At 57.0% G+C, this 23,633-nt stretch carries 15 protein-coding genes; 7 read left to right on the top strand and 8 right to left on the bottom strand.

Features of this window, described 5'->3' with window-relative positions; all coding sequences use genetic code 11:
* Positions 1–242 precede the first annotated feature (242 nt).
* The gene (locus VJ464_11330) at positions 243–1,991 is read left to right on the top strand and encodes a winged helix-turn-helix domain-containing protein (protein HKQ05717.1); all 1,749 of its coding nucleotides are present in this window, start codon (positions 243–245) and stop codon (positions 1,989–1,991) included.
* A gap of 345 nt (positions 1,992–2,336) precedes the next feature.
* Here VJ464_11330 and VJ464_11325 read toward each other — a convergent pair whose 3' ends face one another.
* The 4 genes from VJ464_11325 to VJ464_11310 form a co-directional block, all read right to left on the bottom strand.
* Complete coding sequence (locus tag VJ464_11325) at positions 2,337–4,763, bottom strand: ABC transporter permease (GenBank protein HKQ05716.1); 2,427 nt, start codon at positions 4,761–4,763, stop codon at positions 2,337–2,339.
* Between the two features lie 480 nt (positions 4,764–5,243).
* A complete protein-coding gene (locus tag VJ464_11320; protein ID HKQ05715.1) occupies positions 5,244–6,347 on the bottom strand; it encodes a hypothetical protein in 1,104 nt (367 codons plus the stop codon).
* Positions 6,344–7,312, bottom strand: coding sequence for a hypothetical protein (locus tag VJ464_11315; protein ID HKQ05714.1), 969 nt, complete (start codon positions 7,310–7,312; stop codon positions 6,344–6,346). The genes VJ464_11320 and VJ464_11315 overlap by 4 nt, the downstream gene beginning before the upstream one ends.
* A gap of 514 nt (positions 7,313–7,826) precedes the next feature.
* Complete coding sequence (locus tag VJ464_11310; GenBank protein HKQ05713.1) at positions 7,827–8,045, bottom strand: hypothetical protein; 219 nt, start codon at positions 8,043–8,045, stop codon at positions 7,827–7,829.
* Between the two features lie 944 nt (positions 8,046–8,989).
* On the opposite strand from VJ464_11310, the gene VJ464_11305 reads away from it, so the two are divergent.
* Genes VJ464_11305 through VJ464_11295 form a run of 3 tightly spaced genes read left to right on the top strand, consistent with a single transcriptional unit; the run spans position 8,990 to position 13,701 of the window.
* Positions 8,990–10,198, top strand: a complete 1,209-nt coding sequence (locus VJ464_11305; GenBank protein ID HKQ05712.1) for a tyrosine-type recombinase/integrase — start codon at positions 8,990–8,992, stop codon at positions 10,196–10,198.
* Positions 10,191–13,229 carry a tyrosine-type recombinase/integrase gene (locus VJ464_11300; protein HKQ05711.1) on the top strand — a complete coding sequence of 1,013 codons (3,039 nt, stop codon included), beginning with the start codon at positions 10,191–10,193 and terminating at the stop codon, positions 13,227–13,229. The genes VJ464_11305 and VJ464_11300 overlap by 8 nt, the downstream gene beginning before the upstream one ends.
* A complete protein-coding gene (locus tag VJ464_11295) occupies positions 13,207–13,701 on the top strand; it encodes a hypothetical protein (protein HKQ05710.1) in 495 nt (164 codons plus the stop codon). Before VJ464_11300 ends, VJ464_11295 begins: the two co-directional genes overlap by 23 nt.
* 350 nt (positions 13,702–14,051) lie before the next feature.
* Here the strand turns inward: VJ464_11295 and VJ464_11290 are convergent, their stop codons facing one another.
* From VJ464_11290 to VJ464_11275, 4 genes are all read right to left on the bottom strand, one after another.
* Positions 14,052–15,038 (bottom strand): tetratricopeptide repeat protein, encoded by a 987-nt coding sequence (locus VJ464_11290; protein ID HKQ05709.1) that lies wholly within the window; start codon positions 15,036–15,038, stop codon positions 14,052–14,054.
* Between the two features lie 237 nt (positions 15,039–15,275).
* On the bottom strand, positions 15,276–15,629 hold the full coding sequence (locus tag VJ464_11285) for a tetratricopeptide repeat protein (GenBank protein HKQ05708.1): 354 nt from the start codon (positions 15,627–15,629) through the stop codon (positions 15,276–15,278).
* A gap of 87 nt (positions 15,630–15,716) precedes the next feature.
* Positions 15,717–16,058 (bottom strand): tetratricopeptide repeat protein, encoded by a 342-nt coding sequence (locus VJ464_11280; protein HKQ05707.1) that lies wholly within the window; start codon positions 16,056–16,058, stop codon positions 15,717–15,719.
* A 54-nt stretch (positions 16,059–16,112) separates the two neighbouring features.
* On the bottom strand, positions 16,113–18,380 hold the full coding sequence (locus VJ464_11275; protein ID HKQ05706.1) for a hypothetical protein: 2,268 nt from the start codon (positions 18,378–18,380) through the stop codon (positions 16,113–16,115).
* A gap of 1,016 nt (positions 18,381–19,396) precedes the next feature.
* On the opposite strand from VJ464_11275, the gene VJ464_11270 reads away from it, so the two are divergent.
* From VJ464_11270 to VJ464_11260, 3 genes are all read left to right on the top strand, one after another.
* Positions 19,397–19,795, top strand: coding sequence for a hypothetical protein (locus VJ464_11270; protein ID HKQ05705.1), 399 nt, complete (start codon positions 19,397–19,399; stop codon positions 19,793–19,795).
* 55 nt (positions 19,796–19,850) lie between these two features.
* A complete protein-coding gene (locus VJ464_11265; GenBank protein HKQ05704.1) occupies positions 19,851–20,012 on the top strand; it encodes a hypothetical protein in 162 nt (53 codons plus the stop codon).
* A 542-nt stretch (positions 20,013–20,554) separates the two neighbouring features.
* The gene (locus VJ464_11260; protein HKQ05703.1) at positions 20,555–23,230 is read left to right on the top strand and encodes a TIR domain-containing protein; all 2,676 of its coding nucleotides are present in this window, start codon (positions 20,555–20,557) and stop codon (positions 23,228–23,230) included.
* Positions 23,231–23,633 lie beyond the last annotated feature (403 nt).

Raw genomic sequence — 23,633 nt, 5'->3', positions numbered from 1 at the left:
GGCTTGTAATAGAATGGGCGCATCGTTCGGGCCATGTATCTTATGCTACCCAGTTCTGACCTCGCGGCCTACAATAGTCGAAAGCCGGGTCGGAAATCTTTAAGAATTGGCTAAAGATTTCCTAAATAATTCCTAAAGCGTTCCGGGGTAGTCGAGGCGCAGGGCGCGCGGCGGTTCAGTCACTTGAAACAACGGATGGTTGCAGCCAGGGGCGACCTGACCCCAGCAGTGTGGACGCTTCTATGAACAAACCGAGTAAGCCGTCATACGAGTTCGGGCCGTTTCACCTCGACCCTGATGCCGGGTTGTTGCTGCGCCAGGGCGAGCCGGTGCCGCTGACGCCGAAGGTCTTCGACATCCTGCTGGCGCTGGTCGAAAACAGCGGGCAGGTGATCGAGAAAAACGACCTGATGCAGATGATCTGGCCGGACACCGTTGTCGAGGAGAACAACCTGACGGTGAATATGTCGGCTCTTCGCAAGGCCCTTGGTGATGACATCTCTGAGCACCAGTACATCAAGACAGTGCCGAAGCGTGGCTACCGATTTGTCGCTAACGTCAGGAAACTGCCGGGGCCGAGCAGGCTGCGGCAACCGCTCCACCACGCCAAGCGCCAGGCGAGCACGATAAAATCCCTGGCCATTTTGCCGTTAATCAACGACAGCCGCGACGCGGATATGGAATACCTCAGCGATGGCATCACGGAAAGCATCATCTACAAGCTGTCGCAACTGCCGCGCTTGATCGTCATGGCGCGTAGCACCGTCTTTGGCTATAAAGGCAAGGATGTCGAGCCGCAGAAGGTCCGCAGTGACCTGGGCGTCGATGCCGTGTTAATGGGGCGAGTCAAACAACGGCAAGACCAGTTCGTCGTCGGCATCGAATTGGTCAACGCTGTGGACGGGTCGAATCTCTGGGGCCAGCAGTATAATCGCCAACTGGCTGACATCTTCGTCGTGCAAGAAGAGATTGCCTACCAGGTTTCAGAGCGGCTGCGCACGAAGTTGACCGGCGAAGAGAAGCGGCGACTGGCCAAGCTGCCGACCGAAAATCTCGAAGCCTATCACCTCTACCTGAAGGGGCGGTACTACTGGAACAAGTATACCGAGGAAGGATTCAAGAAGGGGATCGAATACTTCAGTCAGGCAATCGCTGCGGACCCTGGATACGCCCTCGCCTATTCAGGGCTGGCCGACGCTTACTATTCGAGTCTGTACCTGCCGCCCAGAGAGGCCATGACCAGGGCGAAGCAGGCGGCGCTGAAGTCTCTCTCATTAGATGACACGCTCGCCGAGGCTCATGCTTCAGTGGCGTTAGTCACAGCCTTTTATGATTGGGACTGGCAGAGCGCCGAGCAAGAATTCAAGCGCGCCATCGCGCTCAACCCCGGGCTTGCCATACCCCACAAGGAATATGGCTGGTACTTGCTGCCGATGGGCCGTTTCGAGGATTCGCTCAGAGAGTTAAGGCAAGCTCAACAGGTCGACCCGCTGCACCTGCTGATCAATCTCGACCTCGGCCTTCCTTATCACTTCAGCCGCCGTTACGACCTCGCCATCGAGCAGTTCGGTAAGACGATAGACTTGGAGCCGAACTTCTGGCCGGCTCACTTCTTCCTCGGCCAGGCGTATGAGCAGCAGGGCAAAATGGCGGAGGCGATGTCTGCCTACCAAATGGCGACGCGGTTGGATGAAGGGCCATGGCCAAGGGCCGGCCTTGGCCACCTGTATGCGGTCTTGCAGCGGCGCGACGAGGCCCACGCGATCATTGATGAACTAGACGAGATGTCGAAGCAGCATTATGTTTCGCCGTACACGAAGGCGATTGTCTACGCCGGCCTCGGCGACAAAGAGATGGCGTTCAACGCTCTCGACGAAGCATATCGAGAACGCGACCAGTGGCTCGCCTGGATCAAGGTAGACCCACTGGTTGACCCTCTCCGCAACGACCCGAGATTTGAAGGGTTATTGAGGCGCGTGGGCCTGAAGTAGGGTGTTCATATAGTTGACTCACCGGATCGTCGAAAGATGGTAATAAGATGATTTGCGCCATCTTTAAAAACGTGCCTGGGCATTATAGATAAAAGCGAGCCCAGCTCAGATGATCGGTGAGTCAACTATATGAACACCTATTTTGTGCGTACCACGCTCGGTTACAGCTACGGACACGAGTCGCTATTGATGACGTGAAGCGTGTCGGCAGATCAACTAAACGCAACGTCAGCTTCGACAGTTGGTTTACTACTTCTTCGCTTTGGCAATCTCTCAAACGGGGGCGGTGAGATCTGTGCATAAAAGTCTGTCTGAGCATCAGCGTCGCGAAAGCTAAGCTCGGAATTACTCGTAGCGGATTGCAGAAGCAGGGTCCACTTTCATTGCCCGACTCGCAGGCACATAACAGGCAAGCGCCGCAATAGTTACTAATAAAATTGATGTGACAATCATAATCATCGGGTCTGTCGCGCTTACTCCAAATAGCCAACTCGAAAGCACACGGTGTAAAGCAAAAGCTCCAGCCAACCCAATACTGATTCCAATTAAAGTTACCGCCAGCCCTTGCCCCAGCACCAGTTTCAACACGTCCATCGGCCGCGCACCTAGAGCCAGTCTTATCCCGATCTCCTGAGTTCGTTGCGCGACGTTCTGGGCGATGACGCCATAGATGCCAAATGCTGCAATCGACAGAGCCATAATGGCGAAGCTCAATAGCAAGACAAGCACTAATTTGCGCTCACCTATCCATTTATCACGGCGGTCTTCCATGGTAGCAATATCCTGGAGCGGCTGATCCTTATCTAAAGCCAGAATTCGATCCCGGATTATAGGAACCATGTTCATGGCTTCGGAGGATGTGCTCGCAACCAGATACATAGATGGCGCCGGTGACTGTAAGTACGATTGATAAATATGAGGCGTCACGTCGGCGTCCAGCTTTGACTGCCGCACGTCTTGAACGACGCCGACGATGGTCAGGTCTTTCTTGTTGACATAGATGTGGCGGTCAAGAGAACTGCTGTCGGGCCAGAACTGTCGGGCCATACTCTCATTAATGATCGCAACAGGCTGAACTTGTGGCCCATCGAGGTCGGTGAACAGGCGGCCGGCAAGCAGATGGATGTCCATCGTCTGAAAGTATGCAGGGCTGACGATACTGTAAAACGCTTTCGGTAAATCTCCTGCGGCCTTTCCCTCGTCGCCGCTTGTGCCGAAGGGGTATATAAATCCATTGCCATCGAGAGGCAAAGGCATGACGACTGCCGCTGACCGTATCCCTGGAATCGCGCTGATCTCTTCGATGGCTTGAGTAAAAAAGGCCGCCTGCTGGGGAGACTTGGGATACTTTTCCCTCAACAGGCTGACCTTCATCGTCAGCTTGTTCTTAGCATCAAAGCCTAAAGCCGACATCTGAAGCTTGAAGACGCTGCTCAGAATCAGGTTTGCCCCGACCAGGAGCATCAAGGTCAAGCTCACTTCTAAAATGACCAGGAGGTTTCGTAACCCATGTGGCCGAAGCCTCATCTTCATGATTTCGGTTGTCCCCGCGAGAGATTTATTCAAGTTCGGTTTCGATTGGAGCAAGGCTGGGAGCAGGCTGAAGATTACGCCTGTCACGACGGCAAGGGCAAAGTTGAAGCCGAATACCCACGCGTCGATTGTCACGTCATCCTTGCGAGGGAAGTCGTCCGGAACCAAGTTAACGAGCAGGCGAACGCCCCCGATGGCCAGCAAGAACGCTGATATGCCTCCGAGTAAGGAGAGCATCACATTCTCAGTGAGTATCTGCTGGATGATGCGACTCCGCTTGGCGCCGACGGCCAGGCGGATGGCGATTTCCTTCTGGCGTTCGAGCGATTGTGTCATCAAAACGCTCGCCAGATTCGCGCAGCCGACTATCAGCACAAAAGCACATGCAACCGAGAGCATCAAAATCATCGGCCGTATCTGCCCGACAATCTCTTCGCGCAATGGCGACACTCTAGCTTCCATATCGCTGTTTGTGCGTGGAAACTCATTACGCAATTGACCGGCTATGGACTCCATATCAGCTTGAGCTTGCTTGACCGTCACTGCTTCTTTGAGCCGGCCGACCACGCGCAAGGCCCCCGCGCCGTGCTGAGCTAAGGCGTTGGAATCCGGGGTCAACGGCACCCACAGGTTAGTGTTCGCCGAATAGTCAAACTTAAATCCGGGAGGCAAGACTCCTATGATTGTATAACTCTTCCCATTAAGGTTTATCGGGCGGCCAATGACATCACTATCCCCTGCAAAATGGCTCTGCCAGAAGCCATAGCTCAGAATCACAACATTGCCATGTCCGGGCTGACTCTCTTCAGACAGAAACGGGCGGCCCTTTATTGCATCGATTCCGAGCAGGGCGAAGAAGTTCGGCGTGACCGCGCCGCTCAACACTTGATCAGGCAAGTCAGCGCCTGTAAGCCTGAAGCTCGTATATTGCATAGCGGCGAGGTCTTCGAAGACTTCATTGCGGCTCTGCCATTCAGCAAAGTCGCCTGGCGCGATGGAAACACGCTGATCGCCCGTATTCGTTTTCGTCGCCCAGATCATGACCAGACTGCTGGCATCTTTGTACGGCAAGGCGCGGAGAAAGGTAGTCGCTGCGACGCTGAATATAATGCTATTAGCGCCGATCCCGAATGCTAAAATGAGCATCGATGCGACGGCGAAAGCGGGCCTTTTCGCCAAGAGCCGAAAACCATAACGCAAGTCTTGGATCACGTTCTCCATCATCGATTCGTCTTTCATCAGAGAAATAGCTAAGGAAACAATGGACTGTCGTGGCCGCAAGCCGCCAGGCTTCTAGCGGACATGCCTCCTTATCCACGACAGCCCAAATTTTGTTGTTGGCAATTGGCACACTCAGCATCGGCAGATCATCTCATATCCTGCTGCCCCAATTATCGAGTGTCTCCAATTCTCCCAATCTGCGTTGAGTTGATCATCCCAGGCACATCATCATTCTTGAGCGGCGAGACAATCAGCCGAGCCGCCACCGCTACAGTTGATCGTGCACCCGCTAAGGTTTCCGCCATTCGCGCAGCAAGCGCCGCCGGTACAGTGCGCTAAATCGGTGCAGCAGAGACTGGCGTTGACAGACCGTTCGATGGCCGCACCCATTAGCACGACCAAAGATAAAATAAGCGAGCCAATCACTAACCGAACTTTTGCCATTGGCGTTCTCCTTTCATCTTTATGTTTGCTCACACCGCCCACAAGAATGAGGACTTATTTGGCTCTCGACGCGGCAAATTGTACTAAGGTCATAAAGGTGAGGTTGTCGGTCACTATTGTCGAGATTCGATATTGATCCCCGACCGCCTCTGCTTCAAAGCCTCTATAATCGGTGATGCCGGGCATGGCTTCCCCACGGTAGCGGGCCACCTCTTCGCCCCGAAGGTTTAGCTCGACGACCTCGGGCTTGGGAAGATCAAGTAGGATCAAGACTCTGTCATTGAGTAGCTTGAGTCCTGCAATGTATGCGGGCAATCTGTATTTGCTTTCTGCCGGGTGAGTGAAGGCGCTGTCTTGCTCAAGCGGCCTCAGGCGAGAGAATATCGGATGATCGATGATGATTTGGCGCATGAGTTTGCCGCCGGCGCCATAAAATTGGACGAGCGGTCGGTAGTGAAAGGCGGTGACGATAAGGTTGTCGCCGGCGGCAATATAAGCATTGTCATCAAGTCCTCTATGTTCAGCCCGGTTCAGGCGCACGCCAAATTGATCAACCCGTTTACCTTCTTGATCGAGCCTGACCAATAAGGGGTTGGATGGTTTAAAAACCCGGAACACAGGAGCAATGTAGATGGTCCCGTCCGCGCCTATCTCAAAATCGTTTATCTGGTAGTAGGCTCTTAATAACCGTTGAAACAAGCCTTCTTGATCGTATACCTTTATGCCCTCGTTGTCCGAAACATAAATGCTTTTTTTCCACACCCGCATACTAAATGGCCAAACCAGCGGCTTCTCGTTCTCTCTTGGTATGAGAGGAACGACCTGATCCGAGTCCGACGGGACCATCTGGACTGCGTGCCCATTGTTATCGCATATCAACAGCCCTTTCTCACCCGCGCTGGCCACACTGATTGGGGATTTGACGGACGACTCGCCTCCAGTTCGTAATTGAACTCGTCGGATCACGGCCAGCTCACGCGCCGGTGAAAGCGAGATGTCATACTCCCCCTGTTTGATTAATTGCTCTGGATCCTTAGCCACCTCCGGCGCAGGGACGGCGCTATCCGTCCGGCTGGCCCCCGCGTTGAGGGAACATCCGCCAAACAATACCGCGACCATCGTCAAAACAAGAGGCAGCCAATTGATTCTTGATTTCATAAGGCTCCTGCAAATTGTTGCAGCAAGTGTTTCGTGTCGGAGAGTCCGTTAGCAACGGAGACTGAATTTTGCTTATCGATGGCGATGACCGTGCCGTTCACCACCTTTTCGCCATACTTGTCGCAAAGGGCAAGCCAGGCGCGAGACAACTCAGCGTTTGCTACGCCAACCGGCACTCTGAGATTGAGATTTGCTTTAAAGTTATCGACATCCCTTTGGCTGTAGGGATTCGGCAATAAGACCTGAAACCAGACCTGCGGGTAGCGTTTCGCGTAAGAATCGATAAGCTCCAACAGAAATGCTTCTCCGCATCCCGTACACACCGCCGAGAACATGACAAACACGGCTTTACTTGACGAAGCCCTGTCCCTTTTGACCTGTAAATCTGAAAGCTCATTGCGTTCGTTTAGCGAGTTAAGCGTTGCAAGGAACACTGAGGCTGAGTATGCAGGCTCCCCGTCGAGCAGGGAACGCAACTGCCCAGCCGCATCGCCTATATCATATCGCCCTTGAGCCTTTAGTTTGCCTGCCCCATCAAATATAAACCACTTCCCAATGCCTGGCTGGACACCGAAGAGGCTACGCAACGCCTCATAATCTTTCTCTACGATGGTCACATTAGTATCGGGTAAACGGCTCCTCAAAACATTCGCACTATCTGTAATGAGTAGCCAAACCAGTGAAGACTTCGGGCCGTTCGCCAGTGTGTGTATGAACGAGTCCACCTGGAGATTTATCTTGGCATCAATGAATTGAATAAAGAGCGGGGTGCCTTTCAGTTTGTTAGTGCTTATAGTCTGCCCTTGATCATCGTATAAATCCAGGGCGGGCAAGTGCCCGGAATCATAGACAGGAATGATCTGTGATTGCGGATGGGAAGCTCTTTGATGATTTAGCAGCCATCCGATCACAGCGAGGTTGGCTATAATCAATAGAGTGATGATCGCGACATGCTTTGTTTTCATAAAAGCAGCTCCCTTTGAAGTACCACTCGGTTTAAAGAAATAACTGCATGAGCTATTGAATAGACGAATGTCGTATGAAGCTGCCATCTCCGGTTGGAGATGGCTATCCCCTCGTTAAGGCAGAAAAAGTTCAATGTAATGCTAGGTATTTGAGAGATTGAAAGAGGCAGCTACCGTATCTGGCCGAGTTGTCCAAGTCCTCATTCGTCAAGTTGAGGCTGTTCTATGTTTCTGAGCACACCGCGGCCGAGCACAATAGCGCACAGTTGCCATCTTCAAAAACGCAGAACATTGATTCTTTTTGGAATGCGTCCAACTCGTGAAGCTTTAGAATTCTAGATAACTCACAGTAGTAAATAGTAAAACCAAAACTAGGAATATATACTATAAAAAAAAGAATGAGTCAAGCGTTTTATCTAAACCTCACCGCCCCCGTTTGAGAGATTGCCAAGCAGCAGCAGAACAAATAAAAACTTCTGAGAGCTTGACCTGGTAAATCTCGCCCCTCAGGAGGTCATTCATCTGAGTTGGTTGTGCGGTCCATGTAAGCGCCTATTGAGCGGGCAATCTGCTGGAGGCAAGCGACCGAGTACTCGCGTTTGAGAAAATCTTTTATGTCCGTTCCGCCGACGATCTCTATGTCACAGTGTTCGCGCAGCTCTTCGTAGCTTGAGGCGACGTTGCCGTTGAACCCTGACGCGGCGATGAACAGTCCCGAAACGGCCTGCCTCATTATACCAAGTGCCGGGGCCTTGCCAAGCAAAACCATTCCCAGGGCCGGGTAAGGGTGAATGCCGTCGCGGCTGGAGCCTCGAAGTGAATGGCTTGGTGGTTGGGCTTCTCGTAATGCGCTTGGCAACATAGTCACGAATGAACGCGCCATAGAGGGCAGAGAGCACGTTTCCATAACGATTCTCACAGGTTTAGAAACCTCCGGATCGCCTTGGCATAATAAGGAGCAGAAATAGCCTTCGCTACGGCAGCCCATCAAGGAGCTACGCCCGCTGGCGCGGCGCGCTGCGCGTGTCCTTGACGGTTGCCTCGCTACGGCTGAACAGCCTCTAGCCGGTGCTAACGCACCTGGCAGTTTAGGACTGTCGCTCTTGAGGGGGCGAGCGCCAAATGAGGGGGTCTCCACCAATCCAGATCGAAACACGGTCAACCTGTTATCGGATGGGCGTAATCATAAGAGCTCGTTATCAGATGGGTCGGGGCGCAAGCAGTTCCTAGCTAGTGAAAAGCAGCGATCACCGTCGGCTCGTTTTACCGATGCGTCTGATAATCTAATAGGCGTTTTGTTTTGGAAGGGATAGATTATCGGACGTATGTGCTGACAGTACATATATTGAATTTATATAAATAGGTATTTATAAATATTTTTTTGTTTTTGGGGAAATGCACAGAAATCAAATATGAAGATTGAGGCCTATAATTATATTATTTTAGATTGATATGTATGCACTGTCAGTATATACTCGCATACCTGAAAGCCATGTATGATACGACAGTCATCCTTAAAACGAGAGTATAGACTCTTCAAGTCGAGGCCCGGGACTCCCTCGTACCAAGTCATTTGCCCGGACGGCCTACCCGATTTCGACCTCTCGAGCTTCGCCAACAGCCTGGTGACCGACCTGTCAGCTCAGAGACCCGGTAGTCCTTCACCATGGCTGGCGATTGTTCGGACCGCCCGCGGAGGCGCGGAACCTGATACAGCAGTACGTAACGGCCGAAGCGGGCTGTAAGATCACCATAAGGCCCGACACCCTGGGTCACAGGACGCGCTACGTCCGGGTTTCCACCCAAACCGCAATCAGACCGAGGACATTCCTGTCCACCCTCAAGCGGCTCTTCGAATACCTGATACGTCAGGGCCGCTACGCCTACGCCAACCCCATGGTGCACGAAGACTTCCACGGCGCACAGTCTCTCTTCCGCCGGACCGAGATCGAAGCGTTCAAAGCCCTCCATGGTCGCCCGCCAATGCCGGCCGTCTCCGGTGTGGACCCTCCCTTCCGGGAGTTGAGACTCTCGGAGAATTACTTCCGCCTGATCGACGAAGCCTGGGTTCCTAAGGCGATTAACGACCCGGAATTTCCCTCACTGGTCTATGAGACGGGCAAGCGCTTCGGCTGGCGGGCGCGCGAGCTCTGCGTGGCGCGGATACTGTTCGAGTCGGGCGGCCGCATTTCGGAGGTGTGCGGCCTCACCGTCGGCGACTGGTCTTACAGCCAATTCCTGAACGAGTTCACCTCAAAAAACAAAGGGAGCCATGGCTTACGGGTGAAGACGCTGAGGGTCTCGCACCCGACCGTGAAGATGTTGAGGAATTATTTCAATGATGCGGAAGGGGGCCGCTTGGCGGCAGACCTGCGGGGGGTCACCTTTTCGGCGGTAGAGCGCGCCTTCCGCCCGCCCAGAGGAGAAATGTGGGCTGACGTCGAGGGCCTCCCCATCTTCCTCTCAAGGGGAGGGACGGCGCTGACGGCCGAAAATTTCCGGCAGCACTACTGGAAGCCGGCCCTCGGCACCCAGAGTATCGAGGCAGACCCACACCAGGCCCGCCACTGGTTCGTCACCAACGCGGTCAGGAACATCATGGCGACTTGCAGGACAGCCGAAGAGGCCGACTACGAGAAGCGGAAGCTGATCGCTTACATGGCCTGGCGGAGCGGCGAGAAGACGCTCCAGTGCTACGAACATTCTACCAGCAGGGCGGATTTTGCCGCGCGGCTCGACCTGATCCACTCCGAGATGCGCGAGCGCGAGAGGCAGGCGGGCGACGGAGAGGGCGGCCGCCTGTTGATTTCGGCGTCGACGGAGGATGAACTTCCGGCGCCGGTCGATGAGGACTTAGCCTTCATCTTAGGAGAAGACGATGAGTGACCGCGCCAGGGGCCGCCGGCCTCGCCACACCCCACCGCCTCAGAACGCCTGGACCCGGCAACAGCTCAAGCAGCTCAGGCAGCTCACGGCCGAGGGGGGGACGACCGCACAGATCGCCTCCCAGATCGGGAAGTCCGAGCTGGCGGTGAGGCGAAAGCGGAAGGAACTCGGCATAAAGCGGCCGCGCCAGTGGTCGCTGGAGGAGGTCTCCACATTGAAGATGCGGGCCGGGCAACGCCTGCCGGCGCGGCGCATCGCGGCCGAGCTGGGGAAGACCGAATACAACGTCAGGAAAATGTGCGAGAGACTCGGGCTCGCATTTCTGGACGATGAACCGCGGACGGCGCCATGGAGTGCGGAGGATGACGCCCTGCTGAGGCGGCTGCATGCCGAGGGCAAGTCCAGGGGGGAAATGGCCATCGCACTTGACCGGCCGCTCGCCGCAGTGAGCCACCGGGAGGGGGTGCTTGGCCTCGCGCCTTTGAGGCGAGGCACCGCTCAGTGGACGAAAAAGGAGGATACCACACTCAGGAAGAAGGCCGCCGCCGGAGAGCGGGACGGGGTGATTGCGGCCGCGCTCAACCGCAGCCTATACGCCGTCGCGGTTCGCCGGCGCAGGCTGGGCATAAGGCGCCCGCCGGCGTCGAGCCGGCTCGACACCGAGGCGGTCAAACGGGAGGCTGAAGCGCTCTGGTCTCAGGGGATCAAGCCGACGCGGGGTAGTATCGCTGAGCGCCTTAACGTCGAGGTCCGTCATGTGTATCGCGGTTTCTACGAGTGGCGGAGGACATGCGGACGTTCAGCCCTGCAGCTGAAACGCGGCCCGCTGGCGAGCCTCAACATGCGGGAGCTGAGTGGGCGGCTGGCGGGGGCGGTGGCCCGCGCGCCGCTCACATGCCTCGACCCTTCGAACGACGGACGGTGGAAGGAGCCGCCCGAGAACACGGTTCTCTACCTCTCGAACATCCGCAACGCCTCTCTGAGGAATACGCTGGCCCTCTACGCGATGCTAATGAGTGACAGGAGTGCCGAGTCCGTGTATTTGCGGGTGACCCATTTCCACGGCATATGGAACTCCATGCTCGAGGGGCTGGGCATCGACGACGTTGCCGAAGTTGACCCGGACGACGTCATCTTCAGGATCTGGCGCGGCGAGGCGGGGCACGGCCTGAGCGACCGCAAGCGCGCCAGCATCATCTCGATCTGGACGGCGGTTGCCAACGCCCAGCGTGACTACCTCGACAGGCTGAGCCCGGCCCAACAGGAGGCCATCGGGCCTTACTGCATCAGGCAGATCCTGGACCGGCGTAAGCTCAACCGCGAATCCCACTGGGCGACGAACGACCAGGCGCGCCGGCAGGGGGTCAAAGAACTGACCGACCACGTCCATGACTCCTTCCACCGGATCCGCTTCGCCGCCGCGGTGCGGCTGAATGCAATCAAGCGAATGCATGAGGCCACACAATCCGCCATCGCCCAGGTTAATGAGACGGGCACCGCGCTTCCCTTCGGTTATTCGTACGAAGAGACGTTCGTCGACGCGGACGGCCGGGCGACGAGGCAGCGCGTCTTCATGGAGCTGTGGGACTTCCGGGCCTTGTTCGACGAGGCGGTCGAGCAGGGCTATGGGGCGTCGCGCGAAAGGCTGCGGAGATACGACCGCGGGCTGCCGCCCTTTGACCGCACCCTCTATGTCCCGAGGTACCTCCGCACGGAAATGGAGGATGGCTCGCCCGGGAGGGAGTTGTGGCTCCTTGAATTCGTCAAATCCGAGGTGTTAACGGGAACGCGCCCGGGCGGGAGGCACTATCGGAAAAAAGAAGAGTTCAACCGCCGCTGGGGCTACCCTGCGGGGATGAACTGGGGCTCGAAAGCCAATCCGGTCTCCTGGAGCCTTGACAAATGTCGGGAGGTCCGGTTCCTGTCAGGTAAAGGCTACTTGTTCATCAGGGTGGAGGAATTCTATCGCATCTGCCTGTACGCTGCCCTGGCGATCAGGATACAGACGGTCACGGGCGCCCGCCTCGGGGAGGTGCAGCAGGTGGCGGCGACGAGGGAGTGCATCATCCTGCTCAAGAACGTGGGTCCAAAGAGGCGTTCGCGGTACGCCCTCAGGCTGATACCGAAGGGCCACAAAAAGCGATCCACCTACTTCATCGACGACGACACGAAGGACGTCCTCAGGCTCCTGGTTGCGGAACTGCGCCGCGTGTATGGTGTCAAAAAGCTGCCCATCGTCAAGCCACAGTTCTCCAAATTGCTCCTGGACCGATATGTTTTTCAGTCGGGCCACATCGTCCTCCCCCAGGAAACCCTGAACGTCATGATGCGTGTCCTCCTGCATGGCGTCATTATTCATCAGGAAATGGGCAAGGTCGTCGTGCTCAAGTCGCACGCACTTAGGCATGCCTTCGCGACGGAGCTAGCGGCGCTCGGCGTGGGAACAGACGTCATCGCCGCGCTCCTCAACCAGAAGGATCTTAGGGTGACGAAGCATTATAGCCGACCGACGCAGTCCATGGTCAGGGACGCGGCCGAGATGATGTTCGTGGACCAGATCGACGTTGGGCCCGAAGCGTTGCGGGGGAAGGACGAGGTCGAACGCATGGTTAAGGACGCCGAGGGCACCGTCGGGGCTTTGGGCGAGGTGATCGGCGGGGGGTGCGTGATCGGCATCCACTGCCCCATTAAGTTTGCCTGCGTCGGGTGCCCCGGCAACGCACCCGACCCAGAAAAGCGCGGCCAGGTAGTGGCAAAAAAGGAATGGGCGATTCAGCAGAAGGAGTGGGCGCAGGAGCAGAGTCTGAAGGCCGAAGAGAGGCAGATGGAGAACCTCATCGCCAACTGCGAGCTGATGCTGGCCGAGATGACTCTGATACAGATTCAGAGGATGGACGCAAAGCAATCCGCGCCGCCTGATCATGTCGGATCGGGCGGGGAGGGGAAGGACAGTCAGGCCCTTTTCGAGCTGGCGGGGGAGGCCCCATCGGCGCTGTCGGTGACCAATCATGCCGAAAAAACAGACAGGTGAAACGACCGGGGAAAGGCCCGCGTGGCTCGCCCCGGTCTGGGAGGCAAAGAAGGCCGAGACGCTCACCCGCGTCACCAGGGCCATCCGAGAGATTGAGCGCGAGGGCGGGCGGGTGAGTCTGCGTGAAATCGCTAAGAAGGCCTCATTCATTGACGGGCGGCCATTGTCTGCAACGACCATCCAACATAACGAAGCCGCCTACGAAGAATACCTTCGTCACCGGCGCGGCCTGCCGCCACCCCGGCGGCGGAGCACAGCCCTTGCCGAGGTCCTGAGCCAGGTTCCCGATAAACAACGTAGAAAGATGCGCGCGCGCATCAGCTACCTGAGAAGGATGAGGAAGGACGACTTAATCGCGAAGGTTATATTGTTGGGAGCGCTCGTCGAGATCCGCGACGAGGAGGCGGCGCGGTTAAGGGACGAGATCCTCAGGCTCATGCGGGATGACCTGGAAAGAACCCGCAGTAGTTAGGCGACTGCCTGTCCAATGGACTATCCATCGCGCCCTATTATCGCTTTGAAAGGGGCGGTCGGAAAACAGAGGAGGCCGTACCGTTCATTGCGCAAAGCCGAAACGATAGTGTCAAAGCGCTGACTTGGATCAGGGGCGCCAGTCAGATGCAGCCGGGTGCGGTAGCCCCGGCTAAAGGCTGTTCAGCCGTAGCGAGGCAACCGTCAAGGACGCGCGCAGCACGCCGGCTGGCCGGGCGTAGCTCCTTGACGGGCTGCCGTAGCGAAGGCTAGGCCGTAAGACTTGCGTTCCAGGCAAATCACGGCTTGCTGTTCCACTCCGTCAGGACAACTACAACTCATCAGGCCCTCTCAGTCCCGCTTCATTCGGCCATCCAGCCTCACCAGCATGCCCCACAAAGCGTCGGCAAGGGTTACGTTCAGTTCCCTAAGATTACCCTGCCGGCTTTGGGCTTCCTCAATGTCACCTGACGCAAGGTGGGTCATACCCAGCACGTAGTTCGTCACCGCGGAGGTCGGTGCCAGGGCGTCCGCCCTCTTTAAGGCTTGCAGCGCGTCGTCGAACCGCCCGAGCATGAAATACGCAGCGCCCAATTCAGCGTGAGCGCTCGCGTCTTCAGGGTTAAGCCTGGTGGCCTGGATGAAAGCATCCTTCGCCTCCGCCTTCCGCCCTAACCCGGCGTAGGCGGTCCCGAGCCTTTTATACACACGCGCGTTTTCGGGCTCAAGCCGTAGAGCCTCTAAACAGGCCCGCGCCGCCCCCTCGTAGTCCGGCAACTCGGATAAAGCACATGCCAGCCCCAGGTGCGCATTCACCGATTTCGCATCCAGCTCAACAGCCCGGCGCAACCAGTAAACCGCCGCCCTGGAATCGCCTCTTTTGTGGTAGATCCCACCCATCTGCCCGCATGCGCTCGCGACGTCAGGCCTGAAAAGGATCGCCCGCTGGTAGTGCTCAAGCGCCTCGGCCTCACGACCCATTCCTTGCGCTATGCTCCCCATCGCCAGGTATGACAGGCCATGCTCGGGGTTAAGGCGGACGGCTTCTGTCAGAAGGGCTAGCGCCTCTGCCAATTCACCCAGGCCGGTATGTGCGACGGCGAGTAGGTAGTAATACTCTGCGTCGTTCGGGTTGATGCGGACTGCCTCCTCCAGCATCTGCCTTGCCTTAATATAGTCTGCCAACCCGATGTAAGCGCCACCCATTGCGTAATGAATCGACGCATTCTCCGGATCATGACAGAGGGACTGGCTTAATACCTCCAGAGCTTCACGGTATCTAGATTGATCGCAGAGCCATATCGCATGCTCAAGAGAATGCTCCATTATCTGCTCCATTATCCCGCCGGGCGCACCTGCCCTTACGAGGCGGCCTCATACCCCGAAAGTGTCTCGGCTTTTCAGATAGAAGGTGGGATGAGTTCGTAGTCGATAGATGCCCAAAGGGCTATCGTCAAATCCGAGAGATTACAGGAAGTGTTTCCCATCTGCAGGAGTAACTCAGCCCCACCAGCTATCGGCTTGCCGCGTACCCGGAGGCCAGCACCGCTGAACCTAACAAGCCTACAGGCTCACTCAGCCGCCAGGGGTGGGAGGCGGCCTTTGCCTGTCGAGTTTCGCGTACCAGTCTGGGGCCACCTGGGACAGTGTAAAGCGGACTCTTCGCATCGATTCTTCATCGCCCACTGCCTGGTAGGCCAGCGCCAGGTGGAAGTAGGTCACGCCCTGATCCGGCCTCAAGTCGCAGGCCACCCGCAGCGCCTTCACCGCCTGGGGATAGTCCGCCTGCGCAAAGAAGACCAAGCCCAGATCCAAGTAGGCCTGGGCGTTGTCCAGGTCCTGTTCGACCACGTGCCTGAGCAGCACCAGGGCGGCGTTCAAGCAGCCCTGGTCTTTCAGCTCTCTGGCGGTCTCTAGCAGGTCATCCATTTGCTCGTCCCTCTCTGCCCCGGGTGACAGATTTACCTCACTGCGGAATCTCGCTCCGCATTCGTTGAGATCGCGCTGCGCTATGGATCACTGCCGGGCCGTGTCATCGGCAAGCTTCTTGGCTAGGTCGGGCTCGATTATGATCAGCATCCCGCAAATACTCGCGACCGCCGCTTCATCCCCCAGGGCGTGATGCGCCAGCCCCAGGTGGTAGTGGATGATACCGCTGCCGGGCCTGAGCCCTGCCGCCACCTTCAATGCCTTGAGCGCTTGCGTATAATCCTGTCGCTCGAAGTGGACGAGCCCCAACTCCAGGTATGCCTCCGCATCCTCCAGATTGAGGTCAATAGCCTGCTTCAGTGTGGCAATGGCTTCGTCGAGTAGTCCCTGCTCCTTGAGGCGCTTGGCTTCTTCTATCAAGTTATCCACTCGGTTATCTCCGCCTTCCGTTTTGAGGTGTACTGCCCTTCCTTTTAGGCCCGGTCAGTCTACGGGCACCGGCACGAGGGAGCTCCCTTGCCGCCGAACACTAACAACGGTGAGGGCACACGGCGAGCCCGACAGCCTTAGCGCGCGCACCTCGCCATCGGGAAAGAATTGGTCGAGCCCCTTGCCGTCAATGGTCCCCCGCGTCTTCAACTTGCGGCCGCCGCCCTTGATCTTCGGCGCACGAGAGAAGCCTTGAAAGGCGGCGCCAGCGGCGTCCGTCGATATTTCGACGACAACTCCATCTGGGAACACCTCTCCGGCTGCTGAAGTCAGGGATAAGCTGCCATCCTCTATGGACGAATGGCTCAAATCGACTGCCGGCCCCGCCTGCCCGATGGCAAAGCTGCCCTCCGTCATGGCCACGACTCGCTCACCGCTGTTCGTTGTGGCGACGACTTCAATCCTTGCGTTGGTCGCACAGACGCTCGGTGCCGTCCAGGAATAGCTTGTTTGACTTGCCGGTAACCCTGTCGCAATGCTACTGGAGAAACTCACCCCGCCGTCGGTCGAAAGCAGCACGTCAAAGCCCCGCAGTTGCTCGACCGAGGTGGCGATCCAGGAGATGACCGCCGACTTGCCCCCGATCAATCGCTCGCCTGCGGCGGGACTGACCACCCGCACCGTCGGCGGAGTCGGATCGTCGCCGCCTCCAGGAGGTCTGGTCGTCCCCAACCAGATCAACACCTGACCGGCCTGCGCCCGACCCGCGGCTTCGACGAACGGCGCCGCCACGATCACGTCGCCTGCCCCATCACCGTTGATGTCACCAGCAGCGACCGCGAATCCGAACCCGCTGCTCGCCGGCAACCGCACGCTGAACAGATCGACTTCTTCCGGCACCGGCGGCGGGTTGAACGGCGAGCGCGGCCGGGTCGTCGCACTGCCCAGCGTGCGCCCGCCAAACAGCACCGCCACGCTGCCCCTGCCGGGGATATGGCGAGAAGGGTCACTCTCTCCTCCGGGGCTGCCGATGATTACGTCGGCAGTCGTATCGGCATTGCCCGCGACGTTATAGCTGCCCAACACTAAGCCGAAGCCGGTCCAGCCTCCGCCCAGTTCCACATAGGTGGTGAGCGGAACGCTTGCGGCCAGATCGATCCGTTGCGGAGAGAGACTGCGCGAGCCGGCGAAGATGTAGACGGCACCGGCATGCGCATCCATGTTGTAGATGATACCGGTGCTTGAATCCTTCCATGCGCCGGCGGCCTCGGGCGCGGCGATCGCCAGGTCGGCGATCCCGTCCCCGGTGAGATCACCTGATGCAATACTCTGCCCGAGGTGGTGGTTGGCGTCGGCGCCGTAGAACGACAGCAGCCCGCCAGAGCTATCCGCGCTAATGTGACCGCCGACAGTGACCGGACTGAGCAAGCCGAACACAGCACCGGCGGCACTCGCCGGCACGATGGCGGGGCCACCCGGATCAGCACGAAAGGGACGGTCGGCGCCGGGCGCGCCGGCGAACAGATCGCCGACACCATCGCCGTTGAAGTCGCCGATGGCGACGGCAGCTCCCAGCCGCTGTCTCACCGAGCCGGTGATGGTGAAATCAGCTGCCCTGCCAATGTCGAGATCGCGAATAGACTTTCCGAATTCAGCGCGTCCGATGAGGAGGTAGGCCGAGCCACTGCTGTCGGGGCTGCTGCCCGGAGCGCCGATGAGTAGGTCGGCAATCGGAGCTGCGGACACTTGCCCGCCGGCATCCCCGGCGGCGATGGCCGCGCCAAAGCGCTCACCGGCGCCATGGATCACCAAGTCAGCAGACTGCTGCTGCAGATCAATGACAGAATTGCCGCCGAAGCTTCGTGCGCCAAGCAACACGTAGACAGCCCCTGCGGCCTGGCTGCTTGAGGAGTTCACTTGCGGTGCGCCGACGATGAGATCAGTGACGCCATCGCCATTCACATCGGCGGCAGTAAGGGCAAAGCCAAAGCGGTCACCATCAGTAACACCAAGGATGGTGAGGTCGGCACCTCCTGGCCGGGCTGTGGCCGTATCAATCGCCGCGGAGAAATCTCTCCTGCCAAGGATGACGTAGACGGCACCGGCTTTGCGAATCGTTGATCCGACGATGAGTTCGGCATCGGGAGCTGAGATGGCGAGGTCTTGAATGCCGTCGGCGTTGAAATCGCCGACTGCGAGGGTTTGCGAATGATTAGCGTCCGATAGATTATCAGCCTGTCCGGAGCCGCCTAGGCGGCTGCGTGGTGATGGCCCGGCGATGATCACATCGGCCCAAGGAGGTGAGGGGACAATGTCAGCCAAACTCACCTGCTCAAGCTTGAGGGGATGATCCTTGTCTAGAACAGGCTGGAATATGAACAAACAGATCAGCAACGCTATAAGCCATCATTTAATCTGACTGTCGCGTCTACATTCGCCCGAAGACTTCGGCTTGATTGGATACATTTGTTGATCTCCTCATCTCGGATAAGCCCCACCTCTCTGCGACCCGAATCCCCTAAGAGTTCGAGTTAGATGAAGAACTCTGAGTTCCAGCCTCAAAAATCAAAGGTGACCGAGACTATTATTTTTGCTATGTTTTTACCCGACTCTATGATCAAGGCGGCAATTCGTCCTGTTTGATGGCCGCCGCCGGGAACAACAGAGCCTGCGGCTTCCCGGCGAAACCATACCGGGGCGATATAATAGGGATATTCATCCCTATTAGCAAGTTGAATCCTGCACGACAGAGTCCATCAGGGGGTCAATCCTGATGGGCAAGTCTTCACGCTCAAAACCGCGACGCTTAGCCGAAAAACTTCTACAGATACGTAAAGCTTTGACACTGTCTCAGGATGATATGGTTAGAAGTCTGGGACTCATCGGGGAGATTGATCGAAATTACGTTTCCAAATTCGAGCGTGGGACACACGAACCTAATTTGCTAATCCTGCTGCAGTATGCAAGACTCGCCGGAATTTGTGTCGATGTCCTTATCGACGATCAGCAAAATTTGCCCGCTCGTCTGCCGGCCACTCCTGCTCACCGACGGGGCGCTAAACGACTATGATCTCCTGAAAGTAACGTGAGTCTCCCGCACTTAAAGAGTTATTTCTTGGCGTTAATATCTCTACTCACCCTAACGTTCAGCAGGTTACAAGCCCGTATAGAGACAAAAGCTTCACCGCAGGTCTGGAGCCATGGGGAATCAACTATATAAACGGCTTAACAATTAACTCCAACTGACATCAAGAGATGGAGTGCAAAATAACCTCGTTTATGTTTCACTACCAGTGAACGATAAAGCCTCACCCGGAGAGAAGGAGTATAGGCAAACGATGCGAGCCATAAGAGTTGATGACTACTGGGAGCGTGAAGAGTGCGCCGCTCGCCTGCCGCTACCGCCGGGAGATCAGGAGCAAGACATTTTCTTCCTCTGGCATCACTCCCGTGAATGCTACGGTAAGAATCACCAGGAGGTCGACATTCGCTTCCAGGATCCGGGCGAGCGCGACTATGTTCACTGCAAAGCGTTTTATTACGTGCCGCGCATCGTTTTAACCGTAAGCGCCACAGCGCCCGTTCAGACCGACGCAGGGACAGAGATCGGTGAAGTGTTAGACAGCAGGAAAGAAGGGAGTGACCACCACATTGTCGCCGGCCTGCAAGCCTGGTACTACCGGGCGGAAAGAATCTTGATGCGTTGGGAAGTAGACCTTTTTCATCCGTACCGATAGCCCGTCACAAGATTTTTTGCTCGGAGCACCGTGGCAGCGCTTCGAACAGGAATTGATGAAGCGATTTCCCGGTGCCGAGCGGATCATTACGCCCGGCTGGGAGCCGGCATACGATGGCGAGCTGTGGCGAAACTTTCTCACAGGCCAGGGATACGCACCTCATAAAGAGAGCACGTTTGTGAAGTTCCTCGTGGCATCGGACCGCGCCTTGAGCTAAACCCGCCTGAGAGCGAGTTCAGTGGTTCCATGCGAAAACGGTTGAGCATCGCTGAGTCCCCACGCGATGCTCTCAATCCTGAAAAAACAGCCGCCTGAAACGCATTTGCTAAGACGAGCCATAGCAATGCGCCCGGAACGCCAAGCTGAATCGGTGGTCACAATAGGGTACAATCTGAGAAGCGCCGGCCGGCTGTTGGAACTTTCTGGCTATTTCTCATTCCATGGCGGGTCGTCTTCAGTACCTCTTCGAGGAAACCGTTGACACGTCTCGTTCCCGGATGAGGAGGCGGCATTCAAACAGCTGTACCTGGCCTTGAAGGGCCTCAGCGGATTACCAACCTCATCGGCTACAGACATACCGATTTCAACCCCTGGGGCAGATGATGAGTGGACGGAATCAACCCCCTCCCGGTCAGCAGCAAGCGTTTCATGGTGCGCGACGTGGGTACGGCCTCCTTTCATGGGCAGGAGGCGCCCTTGCTATCAGGCATCAAGCGCTTGCCACCCTCAAGTCTGCGGCTAATGAAGGAGGAAGATTCAATGCAGACCAAGTTACCTGACAAGAGCCTCTCTTATAACGCTTTTATCAGCTACTCCCGTTACAACATTGACTTCGCACGCGCGCTAGAAAAAGCATTGAACAATTTCAAGGTCCCTAAGGGCCTGGCCTCCGCTAGCCGGACGTCAATGCGGTTACGAGTTTTCCGGGATGAGAGTGATTTTTCCGGGGCTGACTACTATAAAGCGGTTAATCATCACCTTACCGCATCCGCGAAACTGATCGTTCTCTGCTCACCGGAAGCCCGCCAGAGCCCCTACGTAAACGACGAGATACGCCGCTTCCGGAGCACCCGCGGCGCTGAAGGCATCATCCCCGTCCTGGTGGCTGGTATTCCGAACAATGAGGCAAAGCCGGGCCTGGAGTCCCAGCTGGCCTTCCCGGAGGCACTATGTGAGGCACTGGAGATGCCGCTCGCCGCCAGCTACCTGGGCTTTGACGTCAAGCGGGACAGGCTCGACAAAGGGATCTTCTATAGTTCCTGGTACCTCCTGCTGGCCAATATACTGGACGTCAACCGCGCAGACATTGAGCAGCGCATAAGAAAGCGACGAGTCCGTGTCCTCGCCATTACGGTAAGCGTAGTTAGCCTGGTCATCGCCCTGCTGACCGTCGCGCTGGTGGTCGCGCTGATCTCACGCAAACAAGCCATCACGCAGCGGCAGATTGCCCAAGAAAATGAGGCCCGCTCTCGCCGGCTGTATTACGACACGACCATCAGCCTCGCCGGTAAAGAGTTTGAGGGAGAAAACCCCACCAGGGGGTATGAACTACTGGATACCTTCCTGCCGAAGGCCGACACCGACGATTGGCGGCCCGAACGAGGTTTTGATTGGTATTACTTATGGCGGCTCCATCATCAGGAAGACGCGACCTTGCGAGGTCACGCCGGGGCGGTGAATGCGGTCGCCTTTTCCCCTGATGGCAGGCTCCTGGCTACGGGCGGAGAAGACGACCTGGTGAGAGTCTGGGACGTGGCCCGCAGACAGGAGGTCACAACCTTGAAGGGGCATACGGACCACATCAGCTCCCTGAGGTTCTCGCCTGATGGCAAAGGACTCGCCAGCGGTGGCTGGGACGGAACAATTAAGCTCTGGCAGGTGCAGGACTGGCAGGCGGTGGGATCAATCAACGCCCACAATGATGCGGTGTGCGCCATCGCCTTTTCGCCGGACGGGAAGCAGCTTGTCAGCGGGGGAGGCGACAAGCTGGTCAAAGTGTGGGACGTGAAGAGCGGACGGGATGTTGGGCAGTTTAGTGGGCACCAGGATACGGTCTGGTCGGTCGCCTACTCTCCGGACGGAAGACACATCGCCAGCGGAAGCTGGGATAAAACGGTGAAAGTGTGGGACGTAGGGCGGAGACGGCTTGACTTCACCTACGCCGGTCATCAGGACGCCATCAGTACGGTCGCCTTCTCTCCGGACGGAAGGTGGGTCGCCAGTGGTAGTTGGGATGAGACGATACAGTTATGGGGCGTCGATAACCAGCAACGCCTGGTCACGTTCAAAGGGCATCACGACCACATCAACGCTCTGGCCTACTCACCAGACGGGGGACGGCTGGTCAGCGGCGGTAATGACCGGACTGTCAAAGTCTGGGACATTAAATCTAAGCAAGAACTGGTGACACTGGTGGGGCACAGGGGATTTGTTCGCTCGCTCGCCTTTTCGCCTGACGGCAAATCAATGGCCAGTGGGGGCGACGACGCGGCGGTTAAGCTCTGGCACATTGACGAAGACCGCAAGAAGGTCGTTCTGGATGGGCATACAGGCGGCATTCTTTCCGTAGAGTTTTTCCCCGACAAAGAATGGCTGGTCAGCGGCGGAGAGGATGAGGCGGTCAGGGTCTGGGATTTAACGGTTGGCCGGGAGGTCGGCATATTGAGAGGCCACCAATTCCATGTGACCGCATTGGCTTGCTCCCCTGACGGGAAGAGTGTTGTCAGTGGCAGCTTGGATGGCACTATAAGACTGTGGGACATAAGTAAAATGCAGGAGGTGATGACTTTGGGCGATCATCTAGGGGCAGTGAATGCAGTGCATTACTCTCCTGACGGCACCCAGGTGGCGAGCGGGGGTGCCGACAAAATGATCAGGCTGTGGGACGTAAATAAGGGGGAGGAAGTAGCTAGCCTCAAGGGGCATCGGGAGAGCGTGGAGGCGGTAAAATACTCCCCGGATGGTAAGTATCTGGCATCGGGGAGCATCGACGGGACGGTGAAGCTATGGGAGGTGAGCACGCGGCAGGAAGTGGCAACCCTGACGGGACATCAGAGCGCGGTCAACGCAGTAGCTTTTTCTCCTGACGGTCGAACCCTGGCGAGCGGCAGCAGTGACAAAACCATTAAGCTGTGGGATGTGGCGACCCACCAGGAAAGAGCAACCTTGAGAGGACATGCGGGGTTTGTGGTTACCGTTGCATTCTCAGCGGATGGGAAGAGACTGGCAAGTGGCAGTTGGGACAAGACGATCAGGCTGTGGGATGTCAATACCGGCCTGGAGATCAGGACTCTCAAAGAGAATCAGAATGTCAGCAATGCCGTGGTATTCTCGCCAAGGAGGAACCTCATGGCCAGTGGCGGCAGGGACAAGGTGGTGATGTTGTGGCGAGGCGCGAGTGATGCTGAGGCCCAAGAGCAGAGGGATGTCAATTGATGCGACAGCCCAAAATAACATCTGGAAGAAGGCTTCTTCGCTCAGCCCATCGCTTGCCTGTCTGAACTTCTCAAAGTCGCCCGGACTTCGCTCATACGCCGAGGCGATGACGGCGACATTTATCCCGGCGTCGGTCGGGCAGGCAGATTGGCCGGGCTGATCTACATCCTGGCCCATCCCAGCCGAGAGGCGGCGAAGAGAACTGGGAGGAACTCGGCAACGACTCGGAGTGGAAGCGGGTATGGGAGGAGTCGGAGGCGAACGGAAAGATCGTCACAAAGATTGAATCAGTCTTTGTGAATGCGACGGGTTACTCGCCAGCATCCTAGAACCAGATGAGTTAGAGCAGAGCGTGAAGCCGCTTTGAAGGTGCTCATCCTGTTTGTTCTTTGCGGGCCCCGCT

This window comes from Blastocatellia bacterium, assembly GCA_035275065.1.
Lineage (GTDB): Bacteria > Acidobacteriota > Blastocatellia > UBA7656 > UBA7656 > DATENM01.
Note: the sequence above shows the minus strand (reverse complement) of the source record. Positions and strands in the feature narration are given on the sequence as shown.

Coding starts and splice junctions, on each gene's coding strand:
- VJ464_11330 (HKQ05717.1), top strand. CDS start 243: ATGAACAAACCGAGTAAGCCGTCATACGAGTTCGGGCCGTTTCACCTC.
- VJ464_11325 (HKQ05716.1), bottom strand. CDS start 4,763: ATGAAAGACGAATCGATGATGGAGAACGTGATCCAAGACTTGCGTTAT.
- VJ464_11320 (HKQ05715.1), bottom strand. CDS start 6,347: ATGAAATCAAGAATCAATTGGCTGCCTCTTGTTTTGACGATGGTCGCG.
- VJ464_11315 (HKQ05714.1), bottom strand. CDS start 7,312: ATGAAAACAAAGCATGTCGCGATCATCACTCTATTGATTATAGCCAAC.
- VJ464_11310 (HKQ05713.1), bottom strand. CDS start 8,045: ATGAGGCAGGCCGTTTCGGGACTGTTCATCGCCGCGTCAGGGTTCAAC.
- VJ464_11300 (HKQ05711.1), top strand. CDS start 10,191: ATGAGTGACCGCGCCAGGGGCCGCCGGCCTCGCCACACCCCACCGCCT.
- VJ464_11295 (HKQ05710.1), top strand. CDS start 13,207: ATGCCGAAAAAACAGACAGGTGAAACGACCGGGGAAAGGCCCGCGTGG.
- VJ464_11290 (HKQ05709.1), bottom strand. CDS start 15,038: ATGGAGCAGATAATGGAGCATTCTCTTGAGCATGCGATATGGCTCTGC.
- VJ464_11285 (HKQ05708.1), bottom strand. CDS start 15,629: ATGGATGACCTGCTAGAGACCGCCAGAGAGCTGAAAGACCAGGGCTGC.
- VJ464_11270 (HKQ05705.1), top strand. CDS start 19,397: ATGCGAGCCATAAGAGTTGATGACTACTGGGAGCGTGAAGAGTGCGCC.
- VJ464_11265 (HKQ05704.1), top strand. CDS start 19,851: ATGAAGCGATTTCCCGGTGCCGAGCGGATCATTACGCCCGGCTGGGAG.
- VJ464_11260 (HKQ05703.1), top strand. CDS start 20,555: ATGCAGACCAAGTTACCTGACAAGAGCCTCTCTTATAACGCTTTTATC.